Here is a 20,131-nt window from a genome sequence, read left to right as displayed (position 1 = left end):
CGGGCCGTTTTTACGAATCGCCGGAGTACGGGCCCGTATGGTCAGAAACGTCGCCGGCGATATGGCGGAGCTCGCGCCCGAGGACTTCTACTTGCTCTCGGGCGTCGAGCAAGGGATGCGCTTCTCGGAGTGGGTGCGCCGGGACAAGCTCCCCGACTACGCCGACCTGACCCCCGAGGAGGTCGACTACCGGCTCGATCGGTGTCTCGACCGCGAGCTGGTCCAGCGGAAGACGATCCAGTACGAGGGGTACCAGCTCACCTTCGAAGGGTACGACGCGCTCGCGCTCCGGACGTTCGCGGAGCGGGAGACGATCGACGGTGTCGGCTCCCCGCTCGGCTTCGGCAAGGAGGGGGACGTGTACGAGGCGCAGTCGTTCAAGCCGCTCGCGTTGAAGTACCACCGCGAGGGGTACACCAACTTCCGCGAGGTGAACCGCGAACGGGAGTACACCGCCGACCGGAACCACGTCTCTTGGATGTACACCGCACGCAAGGCGGCCGAACGGGAGTACGAGGCGATGGAGGCGCTGTATCCCGACGTGAGCGTGCCGCGACCGGTCGATCACAACCGCCACGCCATCGTGATGGACAAGTTCGACGGCGTCGAGCTCGCCCGCTCGACGCTCGAACCGGCGCAGGCGGCGGCCGTCCTCGATCTGATACTCCGAGAGCTCGAGAAGACGTACGATCGGGGGTGGATCCACGCCGACATGTCCGAACACAACGTGGCGGTCGCCGAGAGCGGGATCACGATCTTCGACTGGCCCCAGGCCGTCCCGGTCGATCACGCGAACGCCGACGAGTTCCTCGCGCGGGACGTGGCGAACCTCCACCGATACTTCGCGCGGAAATACCCACACGAAGTGCCCCGCGGTGTCGATACCGACGCGCTCGCCGCCGCTATCGCCGACGGCTCGTTCGGGAGCGTTCGCGACTTCACCGAAAAATAAACCACATACTGCAATATTAAATTAGTTCCGTAGTTGCGTCCACAGTTTCGGAGGATAGGCTAGTTTTGGATCGAATCGCCATCAAGTCGTGGTGATTCTCAGCAGTCGGGGATCGATTTTGAATCCTTACTCTCGAACTACCGGACGAGCGTACGAAATTGCGTGGATTTTGGCGCTGCTGGATACGGTTGTCACTCTTGAGCGGCGGACCCAGCGAGAGCTCAGCCGACTAGTCGTGCGGGATCAACGCCGAGGCAACGAACTCAACACACTCACCCGCAGTAATCACAGGCGCGTAGTCCATCTCCCCGTCGACACCTGCTTTCAGCAGGAAGTCGGTCAGCCGCCAGATATTGTATAGGAGTACCGCGAACACGAAGTAGAACAGGCGAACGCGGTATTCTTTCGAGGAGGTCTTGGCGAGAAAGTCGTGCTTGATCGATTTGTACTCGCTCTCGATTTGCCACCGGCGACTATACCGTTTACAGAACGCCTCGGCCTCATCGGGTCCCACTCGGAGATTCGTCGCGAAGACGGCTGTCCCCTCCCCACCCGTCGACGGCACGTACAGGAGCCGCATTGGATGCGATCCAGATTCCACATGGACAGAAGCCGACTCAACAGCCACCTCTTGGTCGTCTTCCCCCATTTGTTTGAGTACATCCCGTTCAGAGCTGGAGACTCGCTTCGGAATGAGGTAGTTCACATCGAGGTTTGAGAGCGTCTGAAACACCCGTATCGAATCGAACTCCCGATCACACAGCACTGTCTCGATTGGAACATGCTCTTTCGCTCGTCGAACGAGTCGCCGAACAGTACGATGGATCTGATTCGACGGGTTCTCATCCCACTCAGAACTCTCTCGAACCGGCTCGACAGCTAAGACCAGCGGGATGTTCTGTCCGATGATCGAGAGGGTCGCAAATTTAAACGCTCGACCGTCTCTGTCCTTCGTTCCACTGACCATCGGCATCCCTTCGACATCCCCGTAGTAGGGAATGGTCGTGATATCGATCGCGGCAGTGACTGGCCGGCGGAACGATGCTTCAGAAGCAATCACGGAAAGCAAGCGATCCGTTGTCTCGTTGAAGCCGTCGACGAGCTCGTCAGGATCGAACTGCTTGACGGTGCGAAGGTGGGTATCGCCATGCGGGCCGTAGTCCTCGCCACGCCGGTACTGAAAGGGAGTAGCTCCCTGCGTGGCTCCGCACCGAACCATCCCCATGAATGTCTGTAACTCGAAAAATTGCGTGTCCTCGTACGAGGCGTTCGGCGCCCGATCAGAGTCGAAGTGTCCGAAGGCGTGATCACGCGCGAGGCGCGTTGTCTGAACAATCTCCTCCTGTGAGAAGGATTCGTCTTCTACTGAGTCTGTATCTTCTTGCTCATTGTCGACGATCTCTGCCTTAGGCCGCACCTCCGGCGCTGAGATGCTGCGATCATGGACTTCTTTGACAACGAAGTGGGCGGCAGCGTGGATGTATTCGTGGGTCGCGTCGTCGAATCGATTTCGCCACGCACGAGAGAATGCTGATTCGTCGGGCACTCGACTGAAGCCGAGGATAGTCGCTACTTCCGGTTGTCGGGTGATTCGTCGAGTGAAGTTGGCGTATGAGTCACCCGTTATCTCCATGAACGGCTGTGTTGAATCACCATACAGCAGCGAGGTAGGCCGCTAAATCAAAGGAGTTGAAGCGGGAGAATGCGGTTGTCTATGACGCAAATCTCCCGCTTCATCGGGGAAGTTGTACCGGTTGCTCAAAGAGTTACTGGCGATGGAGGCGAATCCGCCGCCCCGGAAGGCGGCGGCGGATTCGCCGACTATGCACTCGTTTCCCTCCATTGTCTTCGGATTTACCTCGATACGTCGTACCGCATGACGATCGACTTACTCAAAGAGATGCCACAAATAACCGCGGAGATCGGCCTCAACGCGGCCGATCTCCCCGCGCCGTCCACATTGTGTAAGGCGTTCGACCGGATCAGTATGAGCGTCTGTCGAGTGCTGCTGCGCCAGTCGGCGCAGCTGCACGATCTCTCTGAACACGCCGCGATTGACGCCACGTTCTACGACCGCTCACCAGCGAGCCGCCACTACTGCCAGCGAATCAGCTACTGCGTTCAAAAGCTCAAAGTTACGAAACTCGTCGATACAGCGTCGCAGGCCGTCATTGACGTTCACTGCTCAACGAATCGAGAAGGAAGTGACGCAGACCTCGCTGAGCAGATCGCCCGCCGGAACGCGGGCGATCTGCGGTCTCTTGCGGCCGATAAGGGCTACGACAAGCAATCGCTCCGCGAAGCTCTGCGTGAGCTCGGGATCAGACCGCTGATCAAGCACCGCATCTTCGCACCGTACGACCACGCGCACAACGCCAGAATCGACGATAACCGCTACAATCAGCGCTCAATGACTGAAACCGTGAACTCGGCTGTGAAGCGCTCGCTCGGCTTCGCCGTGCGAGCGCGGTCATGGTTCCGTGAGTTCCGCGAAATCGCGCTGATGTGTGTCGTCTATAACATCAAACGCTTCGTCAAACAGTGAATCCATTCGCCTTACAGCGATTCAACACAGCCCTGTCAGCACAATGAACCCTCCTACCGCAAGACCGACAATGCCTCGCAGGAGGCCAGCCATCGGTGTCAGTTGATCAGCGGTGACAAAGACGACGCTTCCGAGCGCGCCGAAGACAGTTCCAAGAATTGCGTACGTCGTCGCTCGCCCGACGTTGAACAGGAAGTGCTGGCGAACCTCGTAGGTCGTGAGATGACCGGCACGTCCGTCGTTGGCTGTCGTCGTTCCGCTGTCAGGCTGCGGCGTCATCTGCTTCGAGTACATCGTCACAAGTGGACCGCACATCCCGATACAGTGTGCGCCGCCCAGCACGCCGATGAGGACGAAGAGCACGACGTCAATCCGGAGGAGCGACTCGATCACAGTCGTTCTCGGCTACGTATTGGTTTGTGTCGTCTGGTGTGTCTATCGAACGAGACCGGACAGATACCGAGGACGCGTTACCACTGGCTAACAAGGGGTCGTGCTAGGCTGGGGACGCCTCAATCATCTGGAGTGTAGCTTGGGACAACAATTCTTCACAGTGGGTGCCAATACGTCAACGATGACGGACGAAATAGATATCCCAACCGAGCCGCGGGCTGCGGTCGACGCACTGGCGACTCATCTAACTGCGACCGCAGATCGCCCAGTAGCGCCAGCAACGAACCGATGGCTCGGAGAGGCTGAAGCCGTCGCCCGTGATGCTACCAGTGACGATCTTGACCCGCAAACCAGACAGAAACGGGTTCGTCAGGTTGTCACACTGCTTGAGTCGGCTGACGAAACAGACGATGTGGTCGCCGACCGCCACATCGAAGCGGCGATTGAATGCTGTCGAGTCGTTCTCGCTAACGAGTGACTGTGTTCCTTTTTGCACGGAATCGCCCTCTCGGCGCTTATTAAATTCATTAATTAGAATAACCAAATTAAACCTCATAAAGTTATTCTCTTTCGTTAAAGAAACCTATATACGTTACAAAAGTATATTCTAGCGCGCCACACTTATATTCGTAGTCTCTGAAGAATACTTTGATGAGTTCAAAACAAGACGATCTTAAAGAGACAAACACCGAGGCTCGCTTCGAGTTCAAAAAAGAGGAGAAGTCCGCCTTCAAAAGCGAGAAGGGGCTCACCGAGGAGACGGTCCGCGTCATCTCTGAGGACAAAGACGAACCCGAGTGGATGCTGGAGCGCCGGTTGCGCGCGCTCAGACAGTTCCAAGAGATGCCGATGCCGACCGACTGGCCCGGCCAGCCGGACCTGAGCGAGGTCGACGTAGACGAGATCGTCCCGTACATCCGCCCCGACGTCGATGTTCGCGCCGGCGTCGATGACTGGACAGAGCTCCCGGACGATATCAAGGACACGTTCGACAAGCTGGGCATTCCCGAGGCGGAAAAGAACGCGCTCTCGGGCGTCGGCGCGCAGTACGAATCGGAGGTCGTCTACCAGAACATGCAGGAGCGGTGGGAGGAGAAGGGCGTCATCTTCTGTAACATGGACGAGGCCGTCCAAGAGCACGAGGAGCTCGTCAAGGAGTACTTCATGACGGAGTGCGTCCCACCGAGCGACAACAAGTTCGCGGCGCTTCACGGTGCGATCTGGTCCGGCGGCTCATTCGTCTACGTCCCCGAAAACACCACCGTCGACATGCCGGTTCAGGCGTATTTCCGGATGAATTCCGAGGGAATGGGCCAGTTCGAGCACACGCTCATCATCGCTGAGGAGGGCTCCGAAGTCCACTACATCGAGGGATGCTCGGCACCGAAGTATTCGAAATTTAATCTTCACTGTGGGGGCGTCGAAGTGTTCGTCGACGAGGACGCCCACGTCCAGTACTCGACGGTGCAGAACTGGTCGAAGAACACGTACAACCTGAACACGAAGCGCGCCATCGCCGAGAAGGGCGGGCGCATGGAGTGGATATCGGGGTCGATGGGGTCGAAGGCGACGATGCTGTACCCCTCGACGATCCTCAAGGGTCGCGGCGCCTCCGACAACCACATCACCATCGCCTTCGCGGGCGAGGGGCAGGACATCGACACGGGCGCGAAGGTGTACCACAACGCGCCGGAGACGAAGTCGACCGTCGAGTCGAAATCGATCGCGAAGGACGGCGGCCGCACGAACTACCGCGGACTCGTCCACATAGCTGACGGCGCGGAGAACTCCTCGACGGCCGTCGAGTGCGACGCGCTGATGTTCGACAACGAGTCGACCTCCGATACGATGCCGTACATGGAGATCAACGAGTCGAAGGTCGATGTCGCCCACGAGGCGACCGTCGGGAAGATCGGCGACGAGGACATCTTCTACCTCCAGTCGCGTGGGCTGGACGACGACGACGCGAAACAGATGATCGTTTCGGGCTTCATCGAGCCCATCACCGAAGAGCTGCCCATCGAGTACGCCGTCGAGCTGAACCGGCTCGTCGAACTCGAGATGGAGGGCTCGCTGGGGTAATTCGATGCCGGAGTGTACACACTGCGGAGGACACGTCTCACAGCGATTCGTGACGGTGTTCGGGTTAGACGGTGGTGACGTAGTCGCCTGTCCGGCATGTTCCGGTCGGTCACACATTGCAGAGACGATCGTGGATCGGTACTAGTCAGGGACCATGGAACACTGCTTTGCGTGTGAGACCGACTACGGGTACCTCGGAACGGCCCCACACGAAGGGTGCTGTCCAGCCTGTGGCTCGACTGCTGTCACTCCCGCAGGCGATCTCAGCGTCGTCGACACGACAACATGGGAGAGCGCGAACGGGCTCTCAACGGTCCACGTGACAGCGACTGACAACCTATCACGCCAATTTGAATTTGTCATTGCGGCGCGGCGGGGACAAGGGAAACTCGTCTGTCTAGCGATCGATGAGGTAACCGTGCCCACTAAGACTGTGTGGTCAGTTCCATCTGCCGTTGCTACGAGAGTTACCGCGCATGGTATCAGGATCAGCGACTCAGCGCCAGCTCAGAGCTCACAATGAACAGTACTGGCCAGACACACAGTAGAACGCGTCTGTCCTGTCCCAGTCACGAGAGGTGATGCCACGTGATGAAAGAGCGCACTAACGAAGAGTGGCTGAACACAGTTTCCCGCAGAAACGGTACTGATGAGCCTTCATCGAGCGAAACCGGCGACGGACAGTCTGTTACCCACTCCGTTTCGGAGGAGGGTAGGGACGGACAGCACAGTCGGACCACATGTCCGGAGTGTCACGGACGACTTCGTCGAGCCGATGATGAGGTTGATGCGGTCTGTGACGACTGTGGACTCGTCGTTTCAGATGCGACGCTTGATACGAACATCAAACTGTACACGCCGAACGGCACCGGCGATCAGGACTCCCGCGTCGGACCAGCAAGCACGAACCTCTTACACGATAAGGGGTTGTCAACGATGATTGGGTGGCAAAACACCGATGCGAAGGGGAACGCGCTGTCAGGGGAACAGCGACAACAGATCCGCCGCCTCCGACGGTGGGATGAGCGCTTCCGACGACGCTCATCTGCGGATAGGAATCTCATGCATGCACTCGGTGAGATCAACCGCATGGCTTCCGCGCTTGGCGTACCCGACAGCACCCGAGAGACAGCAGGCGTCATCTATCGTCGCGCACTTGCGGACGGACTCGTTACGGGTCGAGCCGTTGAAAGCGTCGCCACTGCGGCGCTATACGCGGCGAGTCGCATGGATGATGTCCCGCGCTCTATTGACGAGGTCTCAACAGTGAGCCGCGTCGAACAAATTCGCGTCGAGCGGGCGTATCGACACGTCTCACGTGAACTCGGGTTGGAAATCGCTCCGACAGACCCCCGTTCGTTCATCGGACGGACCGCGTCGGACGTGGAGTGTACGGACGCGACAGAGCGAGAGGCACGACGTCTCGCCGGAATAGCGGTTGAAAACGGCGTTCACAGCGGGAAACATCCGGTAGGCATCGCCGCTGGGGCATTGTACGCGGCCGCTAAGCGATGCGATGAGTCGCTCCGACAGACAGATATCGCTGATGCTACGGACGTGAGCGAGATGACGATACGGAACCGGTATCCTGAGATTTTGGCCGCAACAGATACGGAGGATGAGTAGACACAGTGAATGACAACGCTGCCCCCGAACTCAGAGGCGTATCTGGCTAACCCACATACAAGCTTGCTGCTGTATGGCGATTCAGCACAGCCTCTTACCCCCAAATATTCGATTCTTTTGTTCGATGCCGGACTGTTCCGCCAAAGAAAATAACTTTTCTTCGACTGACTGAAACCTGTCGACCTCTAGACTAGGTTGACGCTATCGACGAAGTGGGGAATCTGTCAGAGGCAAAACGCGTGGCTCGAAGGCACCATCGAGTCACGCGGGTTTCCGCTCTAAGCCAGGCGATCTGTGACTGATTCGATAATCGCGGTTGTCTTATGAAGTGTACCAGCGGATGTCTGTCGAGAGTCGCGCACACGTACATATACGGTATAGGCCATGAGAGGCGGAGTGGTCCGCGAGACGAAAATATATTGATCCACTATTTATGTATATTGACAGACCTATGAACTCGGACTCGTCAGTTACTCGGTTTGATCCGACGACTACTCGGTCAGCACTCGACGCTGTATTCACTGCTGTCTCCGAGTTTAAAAATACAGATGCGAAAAATCTCCGGCGTCTCGACAGATATATTGACGCCGACACAATCAACCTCCTGTTTGGTGGTCCGGATAGTTCAACAACGCGTATTGAAGAGGGGACCCTTTCGTTTCGATACGACGATGTATTCGTGACTGTGACACATGACGGATGGATCGAGGTCGTCGACGCAGACGCGTTCCCCACACGGCCAGCACACCATAGACTGTCAGCCGACGCACGCGCACAGCAATCGACCGAAGCGGCTCTCGAAGCGGCGGCAGCGGCGTTTGCCGAGGCCGAAGAATACGTCTGGACCGCCGCTAGCAACACTTCGGATACTGAACTCGGCGATCCGCTCTGGGCAGTGGTGGAGCAACTCTGGGCCATTCAGACATCGATTGACGACCTGACCGCGCAGTCGTCTTCGACTGAACCGCTGGCAACACAGACAGATGACCAGTTGTGACGAGATGACCGATGACGCACTGTTCAACCTCGGCATCGATCTCAACCGAGAAGAGACAGTAGGTGGCGCTATTGATCGGACACTGACTGCGGTCCGTACCACACTGGGGGACACAGTTATTACCGTGTGGCGAAACCGCAACGAGCATGGTAGTAACCCCGAGAATGCCCAATCGCCGGAACAGCCGTCCCCACCGTTGTTCGGTTCCGAACGCCATACGGGTCGGTCGGCTCGAATCCCTTCACCAGACGCAGCTCTAATCAAGCGATGTTTCACGGCTGATGCGCCGGTTCGAACTGACGGGGTGGCCGGACCAATCGCACCGGATGATAACCGCTGGCTTCCGCGTCAGGAACTTTTCGTTCCGATCGATTCCGAGCGTGTGCTATCGGTTGGCTGGGATCACCACGATCTCGCGACCGCGTTGGACGAGGCCGCTGTCCGTGATGTTCTCGAGCGAGCAGCAGGGTCACTCGCCGCGGCACTCGACCGTATTAGCTCCCAGACCCGTGACCCGACAGGCGAGATCGCCTCGGATATTCGCCTCGGTGCGTTTCAACAGGCGATCGAGGACGCCGCCGATGGCGTCGCCATCCTTGACGACGAGGCGTACGTCTATATCGACCAGACGCACGTCGATATGTACGGATTCGACAGCAAACAGGAGCTACTCGGTCGAAGTTGGCGGGAGCTATACGCTGCGGATGAAGCGGCACGGATCGAGAAGGAAGCTTTCGACGCGCTCGAACGCGATGGTCACTGGCAGGGGCGAGTAACGGGAAGTCGGCCAGATGGAACGACGTTCCCGGCGGAGCTGTCCCTGACGATGGTCACCCCATCCCGAATGGTCTGTACGGTGCGTGACGTGAGCGATCGTGAAGCACGGGAACACGAACTCGCATTAAAAGAGCGGGCGCTGGACGAAGCAGGGACCAGCATCCAGATTACGGACCCAACCCAACCGGGGAACCCGTTGGTGTACGTTAACGAGGAATTTGTACAGCTAACCGGATACGAGCGGTCAGAGGCTCTCGGCCGAAACCCGAGATTCCTCCAGGGCCCCGGATCAGATTCGGAGACGACAAAGCGAATCCGTACGGCGATCGAAACCGAGCGACCGATAACAACTAAGCTGAGAAACTACACCGCGGGGGGTGAACCGTACTGGGCGAAGCTCTCCGTGACGCCGGTTCGAGACGCAAACGGAATCGTGACAAACTACATCGGGGTTCAACACGATATTACCGAGCAACGACGGCGGATCAGAGAGCTCAGAAACCAGACTGAGCGGCTGGAACTCGTCCTCAGCGGGACGGAGACGGGCATCGGTGAGTGGGACTTCAGTACCAACACAGTCACGTTGGACGCCACTTTACGAGAGACGGTCGGAGCGAGCCCGACGACGATAGACGAATGGCAAGCAGTAGTTTATCCGGAGGACCGCGAACGTGCCGCTGACGCCCTGCGGCGCCCGATCGAGACCGGTGACCCGGCTGCTGAGACGATACGAATCGGGACGGATGACAGCGAAGTCACGTGGATAGATCTACACACCGTTGTGAGTGATGCGGGTGATGGCTCTGCCAGTGTGCTGGCGATGGGGCGAGACGCGACGAAGCGCTCCGAGCGTGTGAAATGGGCGTCGAAACTGTTTGATCAGGGCCCGCTGCTGTTCGTTCAAACTCGGGCCGTTGGCGGCGAAGCAGTCATTGAGGCCTGTGACCGGTCGTTTTCCGACGCGCTGGGGTACGAGCGCGAAGCGGTGGTTGGACAGCCGCTCAGTGAGTTTTACGACGATACCTCGGCCGATTCGCTCCAAACAGACGGCTACGAACGCGCGCTTAGCGGCGATCTTACCGTTGCGGAACGCACGCTCGTGACGACGGACGGCGACACGGTCCCGTGTCTGTTACGGGCGATCCCGCGCACCGTCGACGACGAAGTCGTAGGTACCGATGTGCTGTTCATCGATATCTCTGAACGCGAGAAGTACACTCGGCGACTGGAGGCAGTGTTTAACAGCCCGCACCAGTTTACCGCGTTAGTCCGCCCCAACAAAATCGTGACCGACGTGAACGATACGCTGGTTACACGCATCGGCGTTGATCGGTCGACAATAGTTGGTGAACCGATCGACAAATTCCCGTGGCTGAACCTTGACCCGGGCCACGGGCTCACGGTTTGTGAGGCGGTCAACCGCGCGGGTGACGGTGAACTCGTCCAGACCGAAGGAGAGCTACAGGGTCCAGACGGTCTCGCACGCATCGACGTGTCGTTCAAGCCGATTCGTAACGCCGCTGGTGAAATCACGCTGATCGCGGTTGAAGGGAAAGATATCACCGTGAAGACGCGACAGCGACAGCATTTACAGGTGTTCCAGCGGGTCGTCCGACACAACGTCCGAAACGATTTAAATAAACTCGTGGGATGGACAACGATACTCGCCGAGGAACCGGACGCTGACTGTCGTCAGGATCATCTCCGCCGACTGACGCGTATATTCGACGGGTGGGAACGACTTACGAACAAAATGCAGGTGATCGATCGCGCGATACGGGAGATACCACACGACGAGTCGAGCGTTAACATCGCTGAGGTCACTGAAACGGCCGCAACGGCGGTACGAGATGACCACTCGGACGCAACGATCGCTGTCTCTGTCGACGCGACCAACGAGAGTGTCTCACGATGGCTTACACACCCACTTACCGAGGTGATAAAGAACGCGGTGGCCGCAGGAGACCGAGAAGATCCGTACGTCAACGTATCGGTGAGACAGGTCGACAACGGCTGGCTCCAGATCGTCGTGGCCGACGACGGGCCTGGCATGCCAGATATCGAGCGGGAGGTACTCGTCACCGGCGAAGAGACGCCGTTACAGCACGGTTCTGGGCTCGGGATCTGGCTGATTCGGATGTTAGTCTCGGTACTCGGCGGGGAGATCGACGTCGACGTGACCGACACAGGTACCGAAGTTGTGCTTCGCGTTCCGACGTCGTCAGCAAACCGTAATCTGGGTTTAGCCGCACCCGGGCAGATGTCCTAGGGGGCATACCGTACAAACTGCGAGGCGTGTGGAAGGGTCGGCAAAGCCCCGTCTCACAACGAGGGGCAGCGATCCGAAACCCAGCAACCGAGGCCGGGTTGTGACACGGACTCGTCGGGTAACAGTACCGTATTCACTCCGGGGTAGACTCGCCGCCGTCTTCATCGACTATTCCGGAAGGCTGTCGGTCCACTGCTTGGGCCGACGCTTCACTATCCGAGCACGGCGACGAGCCAACCACCTGCCATGTGGGGGCAACATCTCGCTTTCCACACACTCGCGCCTCAATCTGGCCGTCGTCGGTTCGCATCTCAATAACGTAATCGAAGTGTGCCGACCCAAACCAGCTGGAACCGTCGATGTCGCTCGCTGGTGGCAGGTGGATGAGCCCGCCGACGCCCTGATTTCGCCACTGGCCGACCAGTTCGTGGAGGAACCTATCGAGTGCAGTCGAGTCATGATGCGCCAGCAGTTGGGTCAACGTCGCGATCGCGAATGTTCCCGTTCGATCACCCGTCGCGAGTCGTGTCGTCGCCCGTTCGGCGGCGACACCGAGCGAGGTGAGGTCACCACACCGGACCGGTCGGGACTCCGGCGTCGCGACGTCAACGCCGCCATCCGTCTCCGCCCCGGGCGTCGCGTCGATGACGGTCGGATCCACCGTCGAGAGTTGCGAGCGTACCTCATGGCGCGGGTACTTCGTCGTCAGTACGGCGCCGTTCTCGGTCATCGCCGCGTATACGGCATAAAACAAGTCATCGAACAGCTGAGAGCTCGGCGCGGCAAAGCCAACGACATCGTCAGGTTGGACGCCAGTGTCAGCGATGAACGCCGGAGCGATCGCTTCTGGCGACGGCTGTAAGACGGCTTCGAACGCGTCACCGGGATGGCTCTCGGCGTCAAGAAGCCGCTTGATTAGACTGTCCGCGTAATCGTCGGCATAGACGGATGAATCGACCCACGACGAGCGTTCATCGCTCGTTGCGCTCACGGTGAGATCATCTGACCGGTTCAGGTACTCGTACACTATCGTGGCCCGGTCGAACGAGCGGGTACTCACGCGGAATCTCCTCCTCGTGTTGGGGGGTGGCGGTAACGGCGGGGTGTCGAATTTCGCGCCGCACGATCGCGGGGAGGATTCATACTGACAGATGCTCCGTGAGCGATCCTAATTCTGCGCCCGGATATGTATTCCAGACGGAGAGAATGCCTGATATGTCCGTGTTTAACTTCGCAACAGTCGGTGGCAGCTCGTCACTCGAAGAATCCACGCATGATCTTCGACTCCGCGGCCCGTAGATGCTGGTGGAGCGTCGACGAGGACACGTCGAACCGATCGGCGAGGTCGGCGCCGCTGATACCACGCGGGTCATCGTAGTACCCCTCCTGAAGCGCTGTTTCGGCTATCTCCTGCTGTCGGTGCGTCAGCCCCGGGCTCCCACTCGGCCCGTCGCCGACCTCGATCGACCGGGACAAATGCCGCTTCGAGACGAGCCGACGCGACTCGGAAACGGCGGACAGCTTCTCACGGACGTGACCGACCACCGTCGGATCTGTCGTCCAGAACTCCAAGACGTCGGCGTTTGGGCGGGACCGAACGCCACGCAGCTGCGTGTCCGTCTCGATAAGCACGTCGCGAACCGGAGCCAGCGACCGGCTCGGCGTATCCGTCATCCGCACCGCGACCTCGTGTGCGTCGCCCTCGACCGAGTCGATCTTCTCGAGTTCGAGACCGGGTGTCACTGCGACGTAGTCGCGAAACGCCGTGTCAGTGTACCCCTCGATTCGGCCGGTCATGTGGAAGTGCTCCCTGCCGGTCAGCGCGACGTGTTCGACGACGACCGTGCCGTCAGCTGGAAGGTCCGGAAACAGTGGCGACGGGTTTTGACACTCGAGATCGAAGACGAGCGGTGCGTTCGCCCCGTGTGTCGAGTCCAGCGACGACAAACGCATTCCGGCGGCGTCGGTCACGGCCTCGATCGCCCGGCGCTCCGGCTCGTTGAACCGACCGACGTCCGTGCTGGTGAACTCGGCGACAGCGTGGACGGTCCCGTGATAGCTTAGTGGAGCCGCGAGCGATTCTCGGTAGCCGAACTGGAGCAACCGGCTGACATACTCGCCGTGGCCGTTCGGGGGCGCCCGCCTGTCCACGACACGCTGCTGCTCGTTTTGTGAGGCGGCGGCGACTGCGGGAAACGGCTCCTCGCTCGTTTCGTACAGCTTTGCCGGCCCGCCCGGCTCAGACACCGAAAGCGGATCGACCCGCTCGGTCACGGGGTCGTACGTGCCGACGAGCGCGTACTCCGCTACTCGGTCACCGAAGTCGATGACTGCATCGCGCACCGCCGCCGCTGTGTCGGCCGCCACGAGGGTTTCGACGGCCTCGGCTACCGCCGCCCACAGGTTTCGATACCGATCTGCCTGCTGTTCCGTACGCGCAACGTCACCCGAGAGGCCCTCTATTGATGTCTGCTGATGTATCTGTGTGAGCGCCGCCGAAACCTGTTGGCTCACCGCCCGAATGAACGACTCCAGCGTCTCGTCGGGTTCCTCGACGATCACGCTCAGGAGGCTTGCGTCATCGAGCTGTGTGACGAGCGCGTGCTTTTCGCCCGCCACGGTCGAGTCGAGAACGGCATCGCCGTCGAGCCAGTATGTGCCGGGTTCGTTGAACGCTCCCCAGAGGTCCGTTTCGCCCGGCGGGATCCGCTGTCGACTCGCTGTTTCGGACTCGTCACCCGCCGTCGCGATCCGCACGAGCGCTCCGTCTGGCGTGTCGCGGTTGTATACGCCAATCTCGTCGGCTGTCACGACGTCGGCGATCGCCTCGACACACGCATCGAACGCGTCCGCTGGATCCGTTACTTGGAACACACGATTGCTCACGGCGTACAGGTTCGTCAACCGGCGCTGTCGGTCGATCTCGTCGCGTGCGTCGGTGAGCTCGGTGATGTCGTTGGCGACACCGAGTATCGCATCGTCGTCACTGTCGAGCGGGGTAAACGGTATCTTCCACGTTTCCAATACGCGTTCCGTACCCGTGGCGTCGGTAAGTGTCTCTTCGGCACGATACAGCGGGTCGCCAGTCTCGATCACCCGTTGATCGTCTTCAGTGAACGCGTCCACCTCGTCCGGGTCGGCCGTGAAGTCGGCGTCGGTCGAGCCGATCAAGTCCGTCACTGTAGTGCCGTACGCCTCCGCGACCGCCTCGTTCGCGAGCAGAAACTCTCCGTCGGTGTTCTTCGCAAAGATGAGCTGCGGGACCGCGTTGATGATTCGTTCGAGCTGATCGCGTTCGGCCTCGATTCGATCACGCGCCTCGCGCAGTTGCCGTCTCTGTGCGGCGAGCTGTATCGCTGTACTGAGATATTGGGTAATGATCAAGACGAGTTCGCGCTCGCTCTCGTCGAAACCAGCCGTGTCTGGCGCTCCCACAATAAACACGCCGTCATCTCCAACGGGAACGATGAATTCGGCACCGATTGGCGTCTTACGGTTGTGGGCGTGAGCCTCCGCGGCAACATCCGGATAGTATGCGGGCGTGCTGGTATCAAACGCTTTCCACGCGAGCGACTCGCCCGGCCGGAATTCCGGTACCTCATCGACGATCGACTGCCCCGCGCTGGAGACAGCAACTGGAACGAGCGCGTCAGTCACCGTCTGCTCGGAGGCGGTAGCAGCAGTCGTCTCCGTCTCAACGGTTTTACACGCCCAATAGCCGGAGAACGGTCGGTCGATAATTTCCGTCACCCCCTCGATCGCGGTCTCGATCACCGCTTCGTACTCGTTCGCCATCATCATCTCTTCAGCGAGCGAACGCGTCTCCTCGAGTCGACGAATCCGGTGTTCCCGCTCGGTGAGATCGATATTCACACAGGCTATTCCGCCGTCGGGAAGCCGCGCAAGCGACACTTGCTGCGTGATAGAACTCCCGTCGCGTTTGACGCCGACCAGTTCACCGTCCCACGACCCCGTCTTTTCGACGATCGGAAGTATTTCCGCTTCGATCCGCTCGATGACGTCGTTCGTGTACACTTGTCGCCACGTGTCGCCGCGTAGCTCATCGGGGTCCTCGTACCCGAACATCGTGACGTGCGCGTCGTTGAGATACGTGTACTCACCGTCATCGTTCAGGAGCGCGATACCGGACGTCGTCAGATCCATCGCGGTCGCCTGGCGTTCGAGCCGGTCGAGATACGCCATGCGCTCGCTTGCGTCCTGAAAGACGCCGAGTACGTACTCGGTGCCACCGTGTGTAATCGTCGTCGATGTTGCGTCAACGGGGACTGTCGATCCGTCTGCACGAAGGATCGTTGCTGTATCGTCGACTTCTGCAATTGCGTGTTGCTGCTGGCCTTTCTGAACTGCCTCGAATCCTTCGCGATGACGGGTCTCGGTCTCCGGGGGGTGCAGTTCCGTCTGGTGCATCCCGTTGACATCCTCCCCGCCCTAAAGGGCGAGGATTCCCGAGCGTTGGGATATTAGGGTTCGCAACCCACCTGTTCGCTCGGTGCGAAACGCCCCGAGGTTTGATTGAACAGATAGGCTACTGGCCGTGCCAAACGACCGTTACTCATATCCCCCGTTGGGGGATTCTGAGTTATCTTTCTGCGAATGTTCACCGCACCATTCACGTCTGCGTTCATCGTTGCACCCCACGATTCACAGACGTACAACCCACGCTCCACACGGCTCGCCTCACGCTTCCGACCACAACACGAACACGTCTTGCTCGTGTCCCGCTCGCTCTTTCGGTCAACGAGGATACCGTGTTCCTCAGCCTTGTATTCAAGCAACGTGGTGAAACGGTCGAACTCCCATCCGTGGAGTTTCTTATTCCCGCACTTACCCCAGTTCCGCGAGTCACCGTTCTCCTCTTCTCGAATCTTGCTCAAGTCGCCAACAGCCATGCGACCGACCGCGTGGTCAATGCACTGCTCAACGATGTGTTTGGCGAGGGCGTGCAGGAAGTGGTCTTTCCGACGCGAGAGTTTCTGTCGGGCGCGGAGCGCACGGCGTGACGGGCCGTTCTCGCCTTCGGTGTCGTACTCGTCGCGGGTGAAGTAGTGCTTGTCCTGTTTCAGTACGTTCCCCGGATACAACTCCGCATCACCGTCGTCGTAGGCGATAGCGAGGTAGTTCTTGATACCGAGATCGATTCCAGCTGTGTTGTCGCCGGGTGCGTCCTCGACGGGAATTTCGACCTTACAGACGAGGTGCAGTTCCCAGCGGTCGCCGTCCCACACTGCTCGCACTTGCTGGATGTTCTCCACGGTCACGTCCGGTCGTGTTTCGTACTCTGTGAGGATGAAGTCTGAGCGGTGGTTCTTCAGGTTGAAGCCCTTGCTCAGGCGGAGTTTGTTGTGCTTGGAGTCGTGTTTGATGCCGTTCTGCTTCCACGTCACGGTGGAACGCGGGTGTTTGTCGCCTCGCTTTCGGTATCCGGGTGGATTCGCGTCGGTGTCGCCATTCTTGCGCTTTTTGAACCAACCGTTGAACGACTCAGCGAGTTCTTCGAGAACGCGCTGACTTGACTGAGAATGTAGGTCACTGTATCGTTCGTGGTCTTTTAGTTCGCGCTTGAGGTCGGCTTCGGACGGAATCTCTCCCGTGTCATCCCATTCTTGCTGGGAGTGATAGCGGGCGACGTTCCACAGTTTGGATGCTGAGTGCCCGCAATCATCGAGGTCGTCACTCACCTGTTGGTGGTTGACGATTTTCGCTCGATAGGTGCGGGTTGTCTCCAGCATTGTACTGTGTCCATAAGTACTTATAGAATATTTCTATTAAATACAGTGGTTGAGCGTAGAATATCCGGCAGTGCCATCGGCGGTGGGTTGTGTAGGAATTGTCGGCTGTATCCCCGCCCTTCAGGGCGGGGTTTTAGCCTTGTAACTTCGATAAGCGACGACCGGTCGCGGCCGAACAGATCGGTCGCAGCCTCGTTGACTGCCACGACGGTCCCCGTGTCGGCCTCTGCGACGAGGATCGGTGATGGCGCCTCGATCGCCAACCGCGCAAGGAACGTATCAGCGTCGCGGTCAGGCGAGGTGGGTTCCGGACTCATCTTGATATGTAAATTACTACTCTGAATCGATTTGAGGGTGTCGCCGCGATGGCATACGATCAGGTTTCACGGCGGAAAAGCGAAAAATTCCTGCGCCAATAGACGCCATGATATTCAGGATTAGCGAGTAGATGCCTATTGCAACCACTGAACAGATACTTTATTGAGAATTCGTGGAGACTCTCCCCACGACTTTTCGCACATGGTATGAGAATTGGATAGAAGGCACGCATCAAATCTATCCTCCGAGATTATGTTGCGTCCGGCTGTCGAGACAGGTCTCACACGTCTCGGCCACGTACTGGGACCGTCACGCACCGCGACCGAAACGATCATTCCCCGCCCGCGAGACGGGCGTGTATGCACGTCGTCGTCAACGCCGCACAGAGCGTCGACGGGAAACTCTCGACTCGGCGGCGCGAACAGCTCCGGATCTCCGGGTCGGAGGACTTCGATCGGGTCGACCGGATCCGGGCGGCCGCCGACGCGGTGCTGGTCGGGGTCGGAACGGTGCTCGCCGACGACCCACACCTCACGCTCGACGAGGAGGACCGCCGCGTCCAGCGGTTGCGCAACGCTCGACCCGGGAACCCCGCACGGGTCGTGCTCGACTCCTCGGGCCGGACACCGACCGACGCCCGGATCCTCGACGACGCGGCGACGACGTACCTCGTCGTGTCGAAGGCGACTCCCGGGGACCGCCGCGACGCGCTCGCCGACGCCGGCGCGGAGGTGATCGTCGCCGGCGAGGAGCGCGTCGACGTGGCGGCGGCGGTGGACGCGCTGGCCGATCACGGGATCGACCGGCTGATGGTCGAGGGCGGCGGGGAGGTGATCTTCTCGTGTTTCGCGGCCGGCGTCGTCGACGAGCTGCAGGTGTACGTGGGGTCGCTCATCGTCGGCGGCCGCGAGTCACCGACGTTGGCCGACGGCGACGGGTTCGTCGACGAGTTCCCCCGGTTGGAGCTCGCCGAGATCGACCGACTCGACGACGGGGTCGTGCTCTCCTATCAGGTCAACGGGGCCAGCGAGTAGAGCGGTATCGGGGCGATGAAGGAAGCGGCCGGACCGATGAGGGTGGGCGGACCGAGGAGGGCGGCCCGGCCCACGACCCGACGGCCCGAAGTGGACGCAGTGGGGTGTTCCGTTCGGGACAGCGATAGGGGGGAGTTCGTCTCGGATCCACGATAGGGGGTGTGTGATCGACTCACGAGATCGGGAGGTACACGGCCCGTGCTACCGGCTTTCATGCGAATTCACCGAAGTATTTATATGTCACAACGCGGTACATCCTGATACCAGAACGCCTCCGGCGCTGGTAGGATCGCACGCTGAAATGAACGGGAGTTCTTATACACGGCCCCACGCACGACGGCGAGCGGCCGCCACATCCGGAGCGGTGATGGAGAGATAAAAAATGGTAACGAAAGACGAAGTTCTCGAACAGTACGACATCGAGCCGATGAACGACGCGGATAACGTGGACCTTTCCGAGGACGACCTCGAAAACGGGTCCAAAGGGCAGCTCATCAAACGCGCCGGGCAGCTGCGTGACCGACGCAACGAGCTGAACCAGATGGCCTCCGAGCGCGCCTCCAAACGCGACGACCTCAACGCGAAGACGCGCGAGAAGGTCGACGAGGCCCAGGAACACCGCGAGAAACGCGACGAGCTCAACGAGCAGGTCCAGGAACACAAGGACAGCCGCAACGAGCTCAACGCGAAGGCGAACGAACTGTTCGACGAGGTCGAAGAGCTCAAACAGGACATGGAGCTCGGCTCCGGCAAGTCCATCGAAGAGCTCAAAGAGGAGATCGAGGACCTCGAGTTCCGCCAGCAGACGGAGGTGCTCGACGCGGAGGACGAACGCGAGCTCATCGAGAAGATCGATGACAAACGCGAGAAGCTCGCGGACAAAAAGGAGAAGATCGACGACACGAGCGAGCTCGACGAGCTCGTCGAGGAGGCCGAGGAGGTCCGCTCGGAGGCGTCGAAGCACCACCAGAAGGTGACCGAGCTCGCCGACGAGGCCCAGGAGCACCACAACCGGATGATCGAGGCGTATCGCGAGGCCGACGACATCCGCGACGAGGCCGACGAGATGCACGACCTCTTCGTCGAGGCCCAGGAGGCAGCCGACCGCCACCACGAGGACTTCGTTCGCGTCCAGAAGCGCCTTCGCGAGCTCGACAAGAAGGAGGAGGAAGAGCGCAAAGACGAGCGCGCGGAGAAGCGCGAGGAGGAGAAGGAGGAAGCCGAGGAGATCTACCAGAAGTTCAAGGAGGGCGAGACCCTCGACACCGAGGACCTCATGAAGCTGCAGAAGACCGGCCTCCTGTAAGCCGGCGACACCGCGGTTCTTCTATCCCGTTTCAGCCGGCCATAGAGCGACGGCACCGGGGCGAGAACGGACCCTATCTCCG

General features: G+C 59.6%; 13 protein-coding genes and 2 pseudogenes. 10 read left to right on the top strand and 5 right to left on the bottom strand.

The window, feature by feature from the left end; translation table 11 throughout:
* The first annotated feature begins 37 nt into the window (after positions 1-37).
* Positions 38-952 carry a serine/threonine-protein kinase RIO2 gene (locus ACZ5TV_RS09535; RefSeq protein WP_379779242.1) on the top strand — a complete coding sequence of 305 codons (915 nt, stop codon included), beginning with the start codon at positions 38-40 and terminating at the stop codon, positions 950-952.
* 229 nt (positions 953-1,181) lie between these two features.
* Here ACZ5TV_RS09535 and ACZ5TV_RS09530 read toward each other — a convergent pair.
* A pseudogene (locus ACZ5TV_RS09530) lies at positions 1,182-2,588 on the bottom strand (transposase); the annotation flags it as partial.
* Between the two features lie 78 nt (positions 2,589-2,666).
* On the opposite strand from ACZ5TV_RS09530, the gene ACZ5TV_RS09525 reads away from it, so the two are divergent.
* Complete coding sequence (locus tag ACZ5TV_RS09525) at positions 2,667-3,497, top strand: IS5 family transposase (protein WP_379779238.1); 831 nt, start codon at positions 2,667-2,669, stop codon at positions 3,495-3,497.
* A gap of 27 nt (positions 3,498-3,524) precedes the next feature.
* Here ACZ5TV_RS09525 and ACZ5TV_RS09520 read toward each other — a convergent pair.
* Positions 3,525-3,890 (bottom strand): annotated as a pseudogene (locus ACZ5TV_RS09520) (sulfite exporter TauE/SafE family protein); the annotation flags it as partial.
* A 181-nt stretch (positions 3,891-4,071) separates the two neighbouring features.
* Here ACZ5TV_RS09520 and ACZ5TV_RS09515 point away from each other — a divergent pair.
* From ACZ5TV_RS09515 to ACZ5TV_RS09490, 6 genes are all read left to right on the top strand, one after another.
* Positions 4,072-4,368: a hypothetical protein gene (locus ACZ5TV_RS09515; RefSeq protein WP_345777157.1), complete on the top strand. Its 297-nt coding sequence runs from the start codon at positions 4,072-4,074 to the stop codon at positions 4,366-4,368.
* Positions 4,369-4,541: 173 nt separating this feature from the next.
* Entirely contained in the window at positions 4,542-5,972 is a 1,431-nt protein-coding gene (gene sufB, locus ACZ5TV_RS09510) for a Fe-S cluster assembly protein SufB (RefSeq protein ID WP_379779234.1), read from the top strand.
* A 4-nt stretch (positions 5,973-5,976) separates the two neighbouring features.
* Positions 5,977-6,117 (top strand): DUF7563 family protein, encoded by a 141-nt coding sequence (locus ACZ5TV_RS09505; RefSeq protein WP_464383759.1) that lies wholly within the window; start codon positions 5,977-5,979, stop codon positions 6,115-6,117.
* Positions 6,118-6,563: 446 nt separating this feature from the next.
* Positions 6,564-7,598, top strand: coding sequence for a transcription initiation factor IIB (locus ACZ5TV_RS09500; protein WP_379779232.1), 1,035 nt, complete (start codon positions 6,564-6,566; stop codon positions 7,596-7,598).
* A gap of 451 nt (positions 7,599-8,049) precedes the next feature.
* A complete protein-coding gene (locus ACZ5TV_RS09495) occupies positions 8,050-8,595 on the top strand; it encodes a HalOD1 output domain-containing protein (protein ID WP_139175734.1) in 546 nt (181 codons plus the stop codon).
* A gap of 424 nt (positions 8,596-9,019) precedes the next feature.
* Positions 9,020-11,641: a sensor histidine kinase gene (locus tag ACZ5TV_RS09490; protein WP_464383758.1), complete on the top strand. Its 2,622-nt coding sequence runs from the start codon at positions 9,020-9,022 to the stop codon at positions 11,639-11,641.
* A gap of 133 nt (positions 11,642-11,774) precedes the next feature.
* Here the strand turns inward: ACZ5TV_RS09490 and ACZ5TV_RS09485 are convergent, their stop codons facing one another.
* The 3 genes from ACZ5TV_RS09485 to ACZ5TV_RS09475 form a co-directional block, all read right to left on the bottom strand.
* Entirely contained in the window at positions 11,775-12,701 is a 927-nt protein-coding gene (locus ACZ5TV_RS09485) for a DUF7504 family protein (RefSeq protein ID WP_379779227.1), read from the bottom strand.
* Between the two features lie 194 nt (positions 12,702-12,895).
* Positions 12,896-16,069 carry a PAS domain S-box protein gene (locus tag ACZ5TV_RS09480; protein WP_464383757.1) on the bottom strand — a complete coding sequence of 1,058 codons (3,174 nt, stop codon included), beginning with the start codon at positions 16,067-16,069 and terminating at the stop codon, positions 12,896-12,898.
* Between the two features lie 53 nt (positions 16,070-16,122).
* Entirely contained in the window at positions 16,123-17,391 is a 1,269-nt protein-coding gene (locus tag ACZ5TV_RS09475; RefSeq protein WP_464383756.1) for an RNA-guided endonuclease InsQ/TnpB family protein, read from the bottom strand.
* 677 nt (positions 17,392-18,068) lie between these two features.
* Here ACZ5TV_RS09475 and ACZ5TV_RS09470 point away from each other — a divergent pair.
* Positions 18,069-18,743: a 2,5-diamino-6-(ribosylamino)-4(3H)-pyrimidinone 5'-phosphate reductase gene (locus ACZ5TV_RS09470; protein WP_464383755.1), complete on the top strand. Its 675-nt coding sequence runs from the start codon at positions 18,069-18,071 to the stop codon at positions 18,741-18,743.
* Between the two features lie 382 nt (positions 18,744-19,125).
* Positions 19,126-20,049, top strand: a complete 924-nt coding sequence (locus ACZ5TV_RS09465; protein ID WP_379783224.1) for a coiled-coil protein — start codon at positions 19,126-19,128, stop codon at positions 20,047-20,049.
* Positions 20,050-20,131: the final 82 nt, after the last annotated feature.

This window comes from Halorubrum tibetense, assembly GCF_055396225.1.
Note: the sequence above shows the minus strand (reverse complement) of the source record. Positions and strands in the feature narration are given on the sequence as shown.